This is a genomic window from Arthrobacter sp. Helios (assembly GCF_023167125.1).
In the GTDB taxonomy this organism is placed as follows: domain Bacteria; phylum Actinomycetota; class Actinomycetes; order Actinomycetales; family Micrococcaceae; genus Arthrobacter_B; species Arthrobacter_B luteolus.
Genome location: NZ_CP095402.1, coordinates 1149540 through 1162169 on the forward strand (window position 1 = coordinate 1149540; position 12630 = coordinate 1162169).

At 67.4% G+C, this 12630-nt stretch carries 14 protein-coding genes and 1 riboswitch; of the genes, 12 read left to right on the forward strand and 2 right to left on the reverse strand.

The window, feature by feature from the left end:
- The first annotated feature begins 3 nt into the window (after positions 1 to 3).
- Genes fmt through rpe form a run of 3 tightly spaced genes read left to right on the forward strand, consistent with a single transcriptional unit; the run spans position 4 to position 3147 of the window.
- On the forward strand, positions 4 to 933 hold the full coding sequence (gene fmt, locus ArtHe_RS05085) for a methionyl-tRNA formyltransferase (RefSeq protein WP_248319674.1): 930 nt from the start codon (positions 4 to 6) through the stop codon (positions 931 to 933).
- On the forward strand, positions 930 to 2462 hold the full coding sequence (locus ArtHe_RS05090) for a transcription antitermination factor NusB (protein WP_248319035.1): 1533 nt from the start codon (positions 930 to 932) through the stop codon (positions 2460 to 2462). Before fmt ends, ArtHe_RS05090 begins: the two co-directional genes overlap by 4 nt.
- 10 nt (positions 2463 to 2472) lie before the next feature.
- On the forward strand, positions 2473 to 3147 hold the full coding sequence (rpe, locus tag ArtHe_RS05095; RefSeq protein WP_248319036.1) for a ribulose-phosphate 3-epimerase: 675 nt from the start codon (positions 2473 to 2475) through the stop codon (positions 3145 to 3147).
- Positions 3148 to 3176: 29 nt separating this feature from the next.
- Here the strand turns inward: rpe and ArtHe_RS05100 are convergent, their stop codons facing one another.
- A complete protein-coding gene (locus tag ArtHe_RS05100; RefSeq protein WP_248319037.1) occupies positions 3177 to 3974 on the reverse strand; it encodes an SMP-30/gluconolactonase/LRE family protein in 798 nt (265 codons plus the stop codon).
- A 181-nt stretch (positions 3975 to 4155) separates the two neighbouring features.
- Here ArtHe_RS05100 and ArtHe_RS05105 point away from each other — a divergent pair, with 181 nt between their 5' ends.
- From ArtHe_RS05105 to ArtHe_RS05145, 9 genes are all read left to right on the forward strand, one after another.
- Positions 4156 to 5748 carry an ABC-F family ATP-binding cassette domain-containing protein gene (locus ArtHe_RS05105; protein WP_248319038.1) on the forward strand — a complete coding sequence of 531 codons (1593 nt, stop codon included), beginning with the start codon at positions 4156 to 4158 and terminating at the stop codon, positions 5746 to 5748.
- 46 nt (positions 5749 to 5794) lie between these two features.
- A riboswitch (FMN riboswitch) is annotated at positions 5795 to 5940 on the forward strand.
- 103 nt (positions 5941 to 6043) lie between these two features.
- The gene (gene pnuC, locus ArtHe_RS05110; protein ID WP_066298315.1) at positions 6044 to 6727 is read left to right on the forward strand and encodes a nicotinamide riboside transporter PnuC; all 684 of its coding nucleotides are present in this window, start codon (positions 6044 to 6046) and stop codon (positions 6725 to 6727) included.
- 2 nt (positions 6728 to 6729) lie between these two features.
- On the forward strand, positions 6730 to 7833 hold the full coding sequence (gene ribD / locus ArtHe_RS05115; protein ID WP_248319039.1) for a bifunctional diaminohydroxyphosphoribosylaminopyrimidine deaminase/5-amino-6-(5-phosphoribosylamino)uracil reductase RibD: 1104 nt from the start codon (positions 6730 to 6732) through the stop codon (positions 7831 to 7833).
- A 1-nt stretch (position 7834) separates the two neighbouring features.
- On the forward strand, positions 7835 to 8485 hold the full coding sequence (locus tag ArtHe_RS05120) for a riboflavin synthase (protein ID WP_248319040.1): 651 nt from the start codon (positions 7835 to 7837) through the stop codon (positions 8483 to 8485).
- A complete protein-coding gene (gene ribB / locus ArtHe_RS05125; protein ID WP_248319041.1) occupies positions 8482 to 9120 on the forward strand; it encodes a 3,4-dihydroxy-2-butanone-4-phosphate synthase in 639 nt (212 codons plus the stop codon). Before ArtHe_RS05120 ends, ribB begins: the two co-directional genes overlap by 4 nt.
- Positions 9117 to 9764, forward strand: a complete 648-nt coding sequence (gene ribA, locus ArtHe_RS05130; protein ID WP_248319042.1) for a GTP cyclohydrolase II — start codon at positions 9117 to 9119, stop codon at positions 9762 to 9764. Before ribB ends, ribA begins: the two co-directional genes overlap by 4 nt.
- A gap of 30 nt (positions 9765 to 9794) precedes the next feature.
- Positions 9795 to 10277 (forward strand): 6,7-dimethyl-8-ribityllumazine synthase, encoded by a 483-nt coding sequence (gene ribH / locus ArtHe_RS05135; protein WP_248319043.1) that lies wholly within the window; start codon positions 9795 to 9797, stop codon positions 10275 to 10277.
- A gap of 8 nt (positions 10278 to 10285) precedes the next feature.
- Positions 10286 to 10780 carry a hypothetical protein gene (locus tag ArtHe_RS05140; protein ID WP_248319044.1) on the forward strand — a complete coding sequence of 165 codons (495 nt, stop codon included), beginning with the start codon at positions 10286 to 10288 and terminating at the stop codon, positions 10778 to 10780.
- Positions 10781 to 10805: 25 nt separating this feature from the next.
- On the forward strand, positions 10806 to 11216 hold the full coding sequence (locus tag ArtHe_RS05145) for a DUF1801 domain-containing protein (protein WP_248319045.1): 411 nt from the start codon (positions 10806 to 10808) through the stop codon (positions 11214 to 11216).
- Positions 11217 to 11222: 6 nt separating this feature from the next.
- Here ArtHe_RS05145 and ArtHe_RS05150 read toward each other — a convergent pair whose 3' ends face one another.
- On the reverse strand, positions 11223 to 12587 hold the full coding sequence (locus ArtHe_RS05150; protein ID WP_248319046.1) for an MFS transporter: 1365 nt from the start codon (positions 12585 to 12587) through the stop codon (positions 11223 to 11225).
- Positions 12588 to 12630 lie beyond the last annotated feature (43 nt).

The following is a 12630-nucleotide window of genomic DNA, read 5'->3' on the forward strand; positions in this document are numbered from 1 at the left end:
GCAATGCGCGTACTCTTCGCGGGGACACCGGCAGTGGCTGTCCCGTCCCTGAACGCCCTGCTGGACGCCGGGTTCGACGTCGTCGGCGTCCTGACCCGGCCCGACGCACCGCTGGGGCGCAAGCGCGTCCTCACGCCGTCGCCGGTTGCGGCCCGCGCGGCGGAACTCGGCCTTCCGGTCATCAAGGCAGGCAAAATTGACGACGACGCCGTGGCGGCGATCGCGGGCCTGGAACCGGATGCCGCGGCCATTGTGGCGTACGGTGCGCTGATCCCCGAACGTGCGCTCACGGTCCCCACACACGGGTGGATCAACCTGCACTTTTCGCTGCTGCCGGCTTGGCGCGGGGCGGCACCGGTGCAGCACTCCGTGATCGCCGGTGATGAAATCACCGGGGCCAGCACGTTCCTGCTGGAAAAGGGCCTGGACACCGGTCCTGTCTTCGGGCAGCTCACCGAAACCGTGGATCCTTCACTGACCAGCGGTGAACTGCTGGAACGCCTCTCGCACAGCGGCGCCGTCCTGCTGGCGCAGACGCTGGCTGCGATCGACGCTGGCCGGGCCGTGCCCGTGCCGCAGTCCGGCGAGGTGACTCTGGCACCCAAACTGACCATCGAAGACGGACGGCTGGACTGGAACCAGCCTGCGCTGGCGATCCGGCGGCGCATCAACGGCGTCACTCCGGAACCCGGGGCGTGGACCACCTTGGACGGTGCCCGCTTCAAGATCGGCGCTGCCGTTCCGCGGCCCGAGGTCACGGACCTGGCGCCCGGACAGGTGCGCCTCGGCTCGGGCGCCGGAGCATCGGCACTGGTTGGCACTGGAAGCACGGCACTGGAACTGCAACTGGTCCAGCCTGCCGGTAAGAAGATGATGCCCGGCCCCGACTGGGCCCGGGGACTAGGCCAGCGTGAGGACGTGGTTTTTGAATGAGCACCCCCAACAGCGGTTCCCCGGGGGAGCGCCGCCGCAGTTCCGGAAGTAACACCAACCGCAGCGCCAAGGGCCGTGAACGCAGCCGCCCGGCTACCCGCAGCCGCACCGAGGCCGCGCCGTCGCAGCGGACCCGGGCCGCCGACCCGGCCCGGCTGGTGGCCTTCGAGGTCCTCCGTGCCGTTTCCGGTGAGGACGCGTACGCCAACCTGGTGCTGCCCAAGAGCATCCGCAAGCACCGGCTGGACAAGCGCGACGCCGGTTTTGCCACCGAACTGGCCTACGGTGCGCTGCGCGGCCAGGGCATCTATGACGCGATCCTGGCCCGCTGCGTTGACCGGCCCCTGGACAAGCTGGATCCGGCCGTCCTGGACGCGCTGCGGATCGGCGTGCATCAACTGGTGGCTATGCGGGTTCCCGCCCACGCTGCCCTGGACCAGACGGTTGGCCTGGCCCGCGCCGTGATCGGCGCCGGCCCGTCCGCCCTGATCAACGCGGTGCTGCGTAAGGTCGCGGCCCGGGACCTGACCGAATGGACAGCGCTGCTGACCGAAGGTGAACCGGACGCGGTGAAGCGTTCGGCCATCGAATTCAGTCATCCCGAATGGATCGTCCGGGCACTGCGCCAGTCCCTGGTGGCCCACGGGCGGAGCGTCGAGGAAATCACCGACCTGCTCCGCGCCGACAACGATGCGCCCATCGTCAACCTCGTCGCCCTGCCTGGCCTCGGTGACCTTGATGAAGCGCGGGCAGCCGGTGCCATCGACGGTGAACTCGTGCAGGATTCTGCGCTGTTCTCCGCCGGCGACGTTGGCCGCCTGGATTCCGTGCGCGCCGGCACAACCCGCGTGCAGGACGCCGGTTCGCAGCTGGTGGCCCGTGCACTGGCCGAACTGACACTGGATGACACTGCCGTTGATGACGACGGCGTGGAGAAGTGGCTGGACATGTGCGCCGGCCCCGGCGGCAAGGCTGCGCTCCTGGCTGCCCTGGCCCACCAAAAGGGCGCCGTGCTCCTGGCGAACGAACCCGCGCCGCACCGCGCGCAGCTGGTCCGTCAGGCACTGGAAGCGGTGCCGGGGGAGACCTGGAACGTGCGCACGGGCGACGGCCGCACCGTGGCCGAGGACTACCCGGAAACCTTTGACCGCATCCTCGTGGACGCACCCTGCACCGGACTTGGTGCGCTGCGCCGCCGCCCGGAATCGCGCTGGCGCCGTAAACCCACTGACGTCGGCGAACTCGGGATCCTGCAGCGCGAGCTGCTCACCACCGCCGTCGACGCCGTGAAGCCCGGCGGCGTGGTCGCCTACGTGACCTGCTCACCGCATCCGGCGGAGACCACCGCAGTGGTGGCGGACGTGCTGCGCAAGCGCAATGACCTGGAACTGCTCGACGCCGGTGCCGCCCTGGATGCGGTGAGCCTGACCGGCTCACTGAGTGCCGGCCATGAGTCCACCGCGCAGCTGTGGCCGCACATCCATCAGACCGACGCCATGTTCCTTGCCCTCATTCGCCGCAAGATCTAGGAGCTTCCCCTTGACCCAGTGCTGCATCAACCCGAGCATCCTGTCCGCTGACTTTGTGAACCTCGAAGCCGAACTCGAGCGGATCAGCGGTGCCGACGCCGTGCATGTGGACGTGATGGACAACCACTTCGTGCCGAACCTGACGATCGGGCTGCCGGTGGTGCAGCGGATCCAGGCAGTCAGCAAACTGCCGCTGGATGCGCACCTGATGATCTCCGACGCCGACCGCTGGGCTCCCGCGTACGCCGAGGCAGGGCTCGCATCGGTCACGTTCCATGTGGAAGCGGCTGCCGCGCCGATCCGGCTGGCACGCGAGCTGCGGGACCGCGGCGCGAAGGCCGGGATGGCGCTGAAACCGGCGACCCCGGTGGAACCGTACCTGGACATGCTCTCCGAGCTGGACATGCTGCTGATCATGACGGTGGAGCCCGGCTTCGGCGGGCAGAAGTTCCTGGACGTCACGCTGCCCAAGATCCGCCGGGCCGCTGAGGCCGTGCGGGGTTCAGGCCTTCAGCTCGCTATCCAGGTGGACGGCGGAATCGCTCCGGACACCATTGAACGTGCCGCGGAGGCAGGGGCCAACGTATTCGTGGCCGGGTCCGCCGTGTACGGCACGCCCGATCCGAACGAGGCGATCTCCAAGCTGCGGGCCCAAGCCAGTGCCGTGGCGGGCCCGGCCAGCTGACCGGTCACTCCACCGGCCGGACTGTCATTTCACCCGCTGGACTGTTTGACTCGCTGAACCATCACCTTGCCGGTCTTCTCCCAGGCGGGGTCCATGACTTCGGGCCACTGCGCGGTGAGCATAAAGAGCAGTCCGCCGTCCTCGCCGCCGGCCACGCAGGAGAAGCAGGCGTCATTGAGCTGAACGGTGTCCAGCACGGCGCCGCCGCGCTGGATATGGACACACCGCTCGCCCGGAACTTCGGCGAACCAGATACCGCCGGTGCCGTCCCAGCTGATCCCGTCCGGGGCGCTGCCCTCCAGGGTGGCCCAGTTTCCGGCAGGGTCCAGGCTGCCGTCGTCCCGGATTGTAAAGGAGGCCAGGCGTCCGGCATTGGACTCTGCGACCACCAGGGTGCCGCCGTCCGCGGAAACCAGCATTCCGTTGGGGAAGGCCAGACCCCCGGCCACCTCCTCCAGGGAACCGTCCGGCCGGAGCAGGGCGATGAGTCCGTTCGCCTCGGGTTCCGCCGCATAGTCCTGGCCGATGCCGTTGATGTAAATGTTGCCCGACGGATGGACGGCAATCTCATTCCAGGGATAGGGCGAGAGCCCGCGGAGGTCAGCCAGCGGCACCAGTCCCGCGTGCGGCACCTCGACCAGCACGCTGCCGTCAGTGCCGGAGACCACCGCCATCCGACCGTCCGGCAGCCAGTCGAAGGTGATGGGGAAGGAGGGGACACCGGCCACCCTGCGGATCGAACCTGCCTCATCCAGGGCGGAAATAGTTCCGGCGGTCCAATCGGCGTAGAAGAACTCACCGTCGTGCCATCGGGCGGATTCTCCCATCCCGAGTCCTGACACCAAGGTTGTGGCTTCCACCATCGGGGCCCCTTTGCGAGCGTACGGATTGTCTTGTCCGGCCTGGCAGGCCGTGGCAACAGTATGCGGCGGCGGAGCTGGCGGGAACAGGGTCCGTCCTGTGGACCGATAAGATGAGTGGCTTGCTGATCTCCCGAGAGGACCCCGAATGAGCCTGATCAGGCTGCAGGACGTCAATGTTGGTTTCGAGAAGACGCAGATCCTGCGTGAGGCGTTTTTCCGCCTGGAACCGAAGGACCGGGTGGGGCTGATCGGGAAGAACGGTTCGGGGAAGTCCACGCTGCTGAAGCTCATCCTGGAGCAGGTGGAACCGGACTCCGGCACGGTCACCGTGGAGCAGGGCGTGAACATCGGCTACTTTTCCCAGTTCTCTGAACTCAACGGTGAAGCGACCATTACAGAGGTCCTTGACGCGCTGTTCGTCGAAATCAAGGCCGTCGAAGCGGAACTCGCCTCCATCGACGAGACGCTGGGCGCTGACCCGGAACCCAAGGTCATGGACCGGCTGATCCGCCGCCAGGCCGAACTTTTCGAGGCGATGGACCGGCTGGACGGCTGGGATTACCCCCGCCGCATCGACGCCGCGCTCACCACGCTGGGTTTCAGCGAGGCGCACCGCACCTGCCCCATCGATGCCCTCTCCGGCGGGTGGCGGAACCGGGCGGCCCTGGCCAAGATCCTGCTCCAGGCCCCGGATGTGCTGCTGCTTGATGAGCCCACGAACTACCTCGACGTCGCCGGTGTGGAGTGGCTGGAAGGCTGGTTCCGCGACTTCCGCGGCGCCGCCGTCGTGGTTTCCCACGACCGGAAGTTCCTGGATGCCGTGGTGACCCGCATCATCGAGGTGGAGAACTACCACCTGCATGAATACGCCGGGAACTTCGCCGAGTACGTGGTCCAGAAGCAGTTCCGGCTCAAGGCGCTGCAGTCCCAGTTCGTCCACGAGTCCGAGCTGCTCGCCTTTGAAGCCGAAGGCATCGCCGACCGGCGCGAGGCCGCCAAGGCTGGAGGCGGTGCCTTGGGCAGCCGGCTGGCCAAGATCAAGAAGGCCCGCGCACCGCGTCCGGTGGACCAGATTATTACGGAGATTTACGCCGGGCTGCATGTTAAGGACAACCTCTGCCGGGCGGAGTCGCTCGAGAAGTCCTACGGTGCCAGGATGCTGTTCAGCGGGCTGGGATTTGAAATCCGGCGCGGGGACCGGCTGGTGGTGCTCGGGGCCAACGGCAGCGGTAAAACCACGCTGCTGCGGGTCCTGACCGGTGAGGAGAAGCCCGACGCCGGCAAGGTTACCTGGGCGAACGGCGCGAAGATGGTCTCCTACAACCAGGTGCTGGCAGAGCTCGACGACGAGGACACCGTCACCCACGCGGTCAATGCCATGCCGGACAGCCTGGCACTGACCGCAACCAAGAAGTCCGTGAACCGTTTCCTGACCATGTTCCAGTTCTCCGAGGCAGACCTGAAGCAGAAAATCGGCAACCTCTCCGGCGGGCAGAAGGCCCGGGTTGCGATGGCACAGTGCCTGCTGTCCGGTGCATCGGTGCTGCTGCTCGATGAGCCCACCAACCACCTGGACCTCTCCAGCACCCAGGTGATGGAACGCGCGCTTCTGCACTTCCCGGGGGCCGTGGTGGTGGTCAGCCACGACCGGTTCTTCACGGAGAAGATCGCCAACCGGCATCTGGTTTTCGGAGCCGGCGGATCCGCGCCCGGCGAGGTTGACCTCCGCGTGGCGTAACACAGGCGGGGTGCAACCCACCCGCTTGTGCAAGAATGTTCTTAACAAACGTGCTCCGGGGTCGGTGTAATTCCGAACCGGCGGTTATAGTCCGCGACCCGCACGTCCAGCCGGAACCCCCGGCAGGACGGACGGTTGAACTGGTGAAATTCCAGTACCGACAGTTAAAGTCTGGATGGGAGAAGCACGTACAGTTTGTTGGACCGACGCTCGGCGTACCCCTGTGGGTGCCCCGTTCCGTTGATGCACCGTACTGTCGTACCCCCGGAGCCGCCGCTACGGGATAAGGAACGACATGGATTTTTTGCGGTGGCTCTTTGACGCGCAGATCCCCGTAGGGAACTCTTCCCTGCTGGTGCGCGAACTGCTTGGCAACATCTTCGGGCTGCTCAGCGCCCTCGGCGGTATGCGCCGCAAAGTCTGGGCCTGGCCGGTGGGGATCATCGGCAACGCACTCCTGCTGACAGTTTTCCTTGGTTCGATTTTCGGCGACGCGGACACCGCCAACCTCCTGGGCCAGGCTGGAAGGCAGATCATGTTCATTGCCGTGTCCATCTACGGCTGGCGCCGCTGGCAGACCAGCAAAAACTCCGGTGCAGATGCCGTCACCCCGCAGTGGGCCTCCGGCCGCACCCGGATCATTCTGGTGGCGTCCCTGATCCTCGGAACCGCCGCGCTGACACCGGTTTTCGGCATGCTGGGCTCCTACGAACCGGTCTGGGCCGATGCCTGGACCTTCGTTGGCTCGCTGCTGGCCACCTACGGCATGGCCAAGGGCTGGGTCGAATTCTGGCTGATCTGGGTGGCCGTGGACATTGTGGGTGTTCCGCTACTGTTCAGTGCCGGTTACTACGCGACGGCGTTTATGTACCTCTTCTACGGTGGCTTCACACTGGTGGGCTTCTTCGTCTGGTGGCGGGCCAAAGCCCATGAAAAACCGCAGGTCCAGGTGGACATGCCGGACCCTACGGTGCGGTAGCCATGACGCTTAGAGCGGACCTGGCCTTCACCGCAGCGGAGAACGCTGCCATGGCCCAGGCACTCGACCTGGCCCGCCGGGGTGTGCGCGGCGCGAACCCGCTGGTGGGGGCAGTAATCCTGAACAGCGGCGGCGTGGCGCTGGCGACCGGCTGGCACCGCGGTGCGGGAACTCCGCATGCCGAAGCGGACGCGCTGGCCAACGCCGCTGCGGCGGGACTCGACGTGCGGGGAGCCACTATGGTGGTCACGTTGGAACCGTGCAATCACACCGGACGGACCGGTCCCTGCTCGCAGGCCATCAATGGCGCCGGGATCGGGCGGGTGGTCTACGCCGCCGCGGACACAACTGATGACGCCGCCGGGGGAGCAGCTGCCCTGGCCGCCGCGGGTGTGGACACGGCCGGCGGACTGATGGCCGAAGCCTCCCGGGAACTGAACCACCGCTGGTCTGCCGCGATTCGGGAAAATCGTCCCTTCGTCACGGTCAAAACCGCCCAAAGCCTGGATGGGCACACCGCGGCCGCCGACGGCACCAGCCAATGGATCACCTCACCGGAGGCACGGGAAGATGCTCAGGAACTGCGCCGCCGGTGCGATGCCATCGTTGCCGGAACCGGCACGGTTCAGGCCGACAACCCGCGCCTGACCGCCCGGGGCACCACGCCCGGTGATGAGGGCGCCGGCGCGCTTCCCCAACCGCTGCCGCAGCCGCTGCGGGTGGTGATGGGGTTCACGGAGGTTCCAGCCGACGCCGCCGTCCGGGGAACCGACGGGCGGTTCCTGCAGAGCCGCACCCATGATCCCGCCGTCGTGCTGTCCGAGCTGCATGCCCGTGGCGTGCGGCACGTGTTGGTGGAAGGCGGCGCCACCGTGGCCAGCGCGTTCCTCCGCGCCGGGCTTGCAGATGAGCTGGTGGTCTACACCGCGCCGAAGCTGCTGGGGGCGGGCACACCGTCCTTCTTCGGACTGGGCGTAAGCACCCTGGCGGAGGCCCAGAGCTGGCGGTTCGATGCTGCCGGCGGCGCTTTCCGCCTCACCGGCCCTGACCTGCGGCTCCAGCTGGAACCGACCCCTTCGAACAACGAACCGACGATAGGACACTGACGTGTTTACCGGCATTGTCGCTGAACAGGGCAGCGTAATTTCCCTGACACCCGATGCGTCCGGCGGGGGCAAGATACTGGTCATCGAAGCCCCGGGCACCTCTGCCGGGCTGGAGCTGGGCGGGTCGATCGCGGTCAACGGTGTCTGCCTCACCGCTACAGCTGTCGACGGCGGGCGGATCTCGCTGGACGTCATCGGCGAAACTCTGGACCGGACCACCACGGGTTCCCTGACCCCCGGCCGGAGGGTCAATCTGGAACGCTGTGTCCCGGCCGGCGGACGGCTGGACGGGCATGTGGTGCAGGGGCACGTTGACGGCGTGGGGGTCCTGCTGGAGGGGGAGCACCTGGGCAACTGGGACCGGCTCCGGTTTGGGGTGCCGCAGCCGCTGGCGCGGTACATCGCGGAGAAGGGGTCCATCGCCGTTGACGGTGTCTCACTGACCGTGACAGCGGTCAGCGAACCGCAGGAGCCGGCGCCCTGGTTCGAGGTCGGGCTGATCCCGACGACGCTGGCCGAAACCGGTCTCGGCGCACTGAACCCCGGCGGCCGGGTGAACCTGGAAGTGGATGTGCTCGCGAAATACGCCGAACGGCTGCTGGCCTTCGCTGCTGTTCCCGCGTCAACCATTCCGGGCGGGGAGGCAGCATGAGCATCCGCCTGGATTCGATCGCCGCCGCGGCGGACGCCATCGCCGCGGGCCGCGCCGTCGTCGTCGTGGATGACGAGGACCGCGAAAACGAAGGTGACATTGTGTTTGCGGCGCAGCACGCCACCGCGGAGCTGATGGGATTCACCGTCCGGTATACGTCCGGCGTGGTGTGCGTGCCGCTGCCGGGCAGCTATGCCGACCGGCTGAACCTGCCGCCGATGACCGCGGTCAACGAGGACGCCAAAGGGACCGCATACACCGTGTCCTGCGACGCAGCGGCGGGAACCAGCACCGGGATCAGTGCCGCTGACCGGGCGCTGACCTCGCGCGTGCTGGCCGATCCGGCCTCCGAGCCTGCTGACTTGAACAGGCCCGGGCACATCTTCCCGCTCCGGGCGGACGACGGCGGCGTCCGCGCCCGCCGCGGCCATACGGAAGCCGCCGTCGAACTGGCACGTCTGGCCGGCTGCACCCCGGTGGGGGTCATCGCGGAACTGGTGCATGACGACGGGACCATGATGCGGCTGCCCGCGCTCCGGGAGTTCGCCGACGAACATGGCCTGGTCCTGGTGTCCATCGAGGACCTGGTGGCGTTTGTGGAAGCCGCGGCACCGGCGGCCGGAGGCGTGCGGTGACTGCCCCGGAGTCTGGTGCCGTTGTTCCGGGGCCGGAGGTCCGCTTGCCGACGGCGTTCGGGGACTTTGCGGCCCGGGTATGGGCCGATGCCCGCACCGGTGCCGAGCACCTGAGCATTTCGGCGCTGGGCGCCGGTGCGGCTGCTGATCCCGATGCCGTGCCGCTGGTCCGGCTGCACTCCGAGTGCCTGACCGGCGACGTCTTTGCGTCCTACCGCTGCGACTGCGGGGAGCAGCTGGAGCAGGCCCTTGGGCTGATCAGCCTGCACGGCGGGACCGTGCTCTATCTGCGGGGGCACGAAGGACGGGGGATCGGACTGGCGAACAAGCTGCGGGCCTACGCGCTGCAGGACGAGGGCGCTGACACGGTGGAGGCGAACGAACAGCTCGGCCTGCCGGTCGACGCCCGTGACTACCAGGCGGCTGCGGAGATCCTGCTGGAGATGGGCCTGGCCCGGATCCGGCTGCTCACCAACAACCCCGCGAAACGGGACCGGCTGGAGGCGTTTGGAGTCACCGTTGACGCGATGGTGCCCTCCGAAGTCCCGGTCCGGGCCGAGAACGAGCGGTACCTGCAGACCAAGCGGGACCGGATGAACCACCACCTCAACCTGCTGCGGGCAAATCCCGTCCAGCAGGGCTAACTTCTTCCACCGATTCAAAGGACAACAACCATGAGCGGACACGGCGCACCCGATAATGACGTCAGCAGCATCAAGGCACAGGGCCTGGATTTCAAGGTGGCCATCGTCGCCGCCAGCTGGCACACCGAAGTAATGGACGGATTGCTCGACGGCGCGCTGCGGGCAGCAGCGGATGCCGGCCTTGGACCCCGGGTGGTCCGGGTGCCGGGAACATTCGAGCTTTCGGTGGCTGCCGCGCGGCTGGCACCGCACGTTGACGCCGTCGTCGCCCTCGGCGTCGTCATCCGCGGCGGAACTCCGCACTTCGACTACGTGTGTTCCTCGGCGACCCAGGGGCTGACTTCCGTGTCCGTGCAGACCGGTACGCCGGTTGGGTTCGGGGTGCTGACCTGCGACACGGAGCAGCAGGCGCTGGACCGCGCGGGGCTCGAGGGGTCGTCGGAGGATAAGGGTTACGAGGCGTTCGCGGCCGCCGTGAACACCGTGGCTGCGCTGCGCGGGGCCGGGGTTTGAGCGTTCCCTTGAACAAGAAATCACTCCAGGCGGACGGATTTACCGGTTTCCGCCCCATCGCGGACCTGGAGACCAATCGGATTCCGCAGCGGCAGGGGATTTTCGCGGTGCTGCGGCCAGCTGGGTTCGAGCCGGTGTTCCTCGCCGAAAGCACCGCCGGGACGTTCAAGCGGAAGAATCCCTCCGTGTCCCGGGCAGTACTTGCGGAAGAGTGGGTTCAGGGTGCGGACGTCCTGTTCATTGGGAAGGCTGGCCCCGGGAGCAAAGGCAACCGGGGGCTCCGCCGCCAGATTCAGGAGTATCTGGACTTCGGCCAGGGCAAGCCGCCGGGACACTGGGACGGCCGGCTGATCTGGCAGCTCGCTGGTGCCGGGACGCTTTTGATGGCCTGGAAGGAGCTCCCTCCGGAGGAGCTCAACGCTGCCCAGGCGGCCTATCACGAGCAGTTCCGCCAGCTCCACGGCAGGCTGCCGTTCGCCAACCTGGTTCAGGCGCGCGCCTAGATTCTCGCCGCGCTAGGCTCGGGGCATGGAGAAGTCAGCTGCCGACGTCGGCGCCTACCTCGAGGCAGTGGTCCCGGCCGTGCGCCGGCGGGATGCGGCCACCCTGCTTGAGTTGATGACGCGGGTTACCGGGGAGTCGCCGGCGATGTGGGGGCCATCCATCATCGGATTCGGTGCGTACCACTACAAATACGCCAGCGGCCGGGAGGGCGACGCTCCCGCCGCCGGGTTTTCGCCGCGCAAGGCCGCGACGACGGTCTACCTCGCCGACGGAACCGAGGCCTATGCGGAGCAGCTTGAACAGCTCGGCGCGCACACCACGGGCGTTGTCTGCCTGTATCTCAAGGACCTGTCAAAGGTGGATCTGGGCGTGCTGGAGGAAATTGTCCGGGAATCCTATGAGCGTGCCAGCCGTGACGGATTTGGCATTCAGTGAGCGGGCTTACTCCGCCGGTTTGGGCGTCCGGATCCCGATCAGGGCGATAATTCCGGCGAGGAAAAACAGGACGGCCGTTGCCAGCGCCGTCTGCTGGAAGCCGGGGTAGTCCAGGGCGCCGCCGGAAATCGTGCCGATCAGCGCGACGGCGACTAGTCCGGCCACGCGGGAGACGGCGTTGTTGACGGCCGAGCCGATGCCGGCCTCTTCTTCGCGCAGTGCGCCCAGAACCGCAGCCGTCAGCGGCGCGACCATCACCGCCAGACCAAAGCTGAAGAGCAGCAGGCCCGGCAGCAGCTGGGTAAAGAAATTCAGCGGGGGGCTGACCGTAAGCATCAGCAGGAACCCGGCGCCCATGATGGCCGGGCCCGCCGTCATGAAGATGCGCGGACCGTACTTGCCGGCCAGGTTTCCAAAATACGTGGAGAGCAGGAGCATGGCGATGGGCAGGGGCAGTGCCGCGAAACCGGCCTGCGTCGCGGAGAAACCGCCCGCCTCCTGCACAAACACGGTGACGGCGAAGGTCCCCAGGGAAAGCGCGGCATAGGCGGCAGCGGTGACCAGGTTGCCGTAACGGAAGTTTCGCGCCCGGAACAGGGACAGCGGCATCATCGGGTACTCGGTGCGGGCTTCACGGATCACGAAAAGCACGAGCGCAGCCAGACCGAGGAGCAGGGGAATAAGGACGGCGGGATGCGTCCAGCCGAGCCGCTCCTGCTCGATCAGGGCGTACACCGAACCGGTGAGCCCGGCCACCGCGAGGAGCGCTCCGGGAATGTCCAGGGCGGCCCTGCGCCGGGGGCTGTCCTGCAGGCCGATCATCAGCAGCAGCGTCACGGCTACCGGCAGCACATTGACTCCGAAGATCAGCCGCCAGCTGGCCCAGTCAACGAGGACACCGCCCAGCAGCGGCCCGATGATAGCGGCAGTACCGGTCCAGGCCGTCCACTGTCCGATGGCCCGTGCACGCTCCCGGCCCTGGTACGTCGTCGTAATCAGGGCCAGGCTGCTCGGGACCAGCAGGGCAGCGGCCATGCCCTGGATGGCCCGGGCCAGGATGAGGAACTCCGGATTCCAGGCCAGGGCGCAGGCCAGGGACGCGACGCCGAATCCGATGATTCCCAGCCTCAGGATCAGCAGCCGGCCGTACGAATCTGAGAGTGAGCCCGCCAGGAGGATCAGTGCCCCGAGCGTGAGCAGGTACGCGTTGACCGTCCACTGCTGGGTGGGCAGTCCGCCGCCGAGCTCTGCGCTGATGGCAGGCAGCGCCACCGTGACGATGGTGCCGTCGAGGAAGGACACAAAGGACGCCAGAATGGCGACGACGAGCAGGCGCCCGCGGTGTGGCGGAATGTTGGGGGCTTCTGCCATCGTGCGGGGTCCTTCCGACGCCGGGGGATGCCTACATGCTGGC

What these genes read in the sequence shown, in the direction of transcription:
- ArtHe_RS05145 (WP_248319045.1), top strand. Translation starts at nt 10,806, where the DNA reads ATGGAGAAGTCAGCTGCCGACGTCGGCGCCTACCTCGAGGCAGTGGTC.
- fmt (WP_248319674.1), top strand. Translation starts at nt 4, where the DNA reads ATGCGCGTACTCTTCGCGGGGACACCGGCAGTGGCTGTCCCGTCCCTG.
- ribH (WP_248319043.1), top strand. Translation starts at nt 9,795, where the DNA reads ATGAGCGGACACGGCGCACCCGATAATGACGTCAGCAGCATCAAGGCA.
- ArtHe_RS05090 (WP_248319035.1), top strand. Translation starts at nt 930, where the DNA reads ATGAGCACCCCCAACAGCGGTTCCCCGGGGGAGCGCCGCCGCAGTTCC.
- ArtHe_RS05150 (WP_248319046.1), bottom strand. Translation starts at nt 12,587, where the DNA reads ATGGCAGAAGCCCCCAACATTCCGCCACACCGCGGGCGCCTGCTCGTC.
- ribD (WP_248319039.1), top strand. Translation starts at nt 6,730, where the DNA reads ATGACGCTTAGAGCGGACCTGGCCTTCACCGCAGCGGAGAACGCTGCC.
- ribB (WP_248319041.1), top strand. Translation starts at nt 8,482, where the DNA reads ATGAGCATCCGCCTGGATTCGATCGCCGCCGCGGCGGACGCCATCGCC.
- pnuC (WP_066298315.1), top strand. Translation starts at nt 6,044, where the DNA reads ATGGATTTTTTGCGGTGGCTCTTTGACGCGCAGATCCCCGTAGGGAAC.
- ArtHe_RS05100 (WP_248319037.1), bottom strand. Translation starts at nt 3,974, where the DNA reads ATGGGAGAATCCGCCCGATGGCACGACGGTGAGTTCTTCTACGCCGAT.
- ArtHe_RS05105 (WP_248319038.1), top strand. Translation starts at nt 4,156, where the DNA reads ATGAGCCTGATCAGGCTGCAGGACGTCAATGTTGGTTTCGAGAAGACG.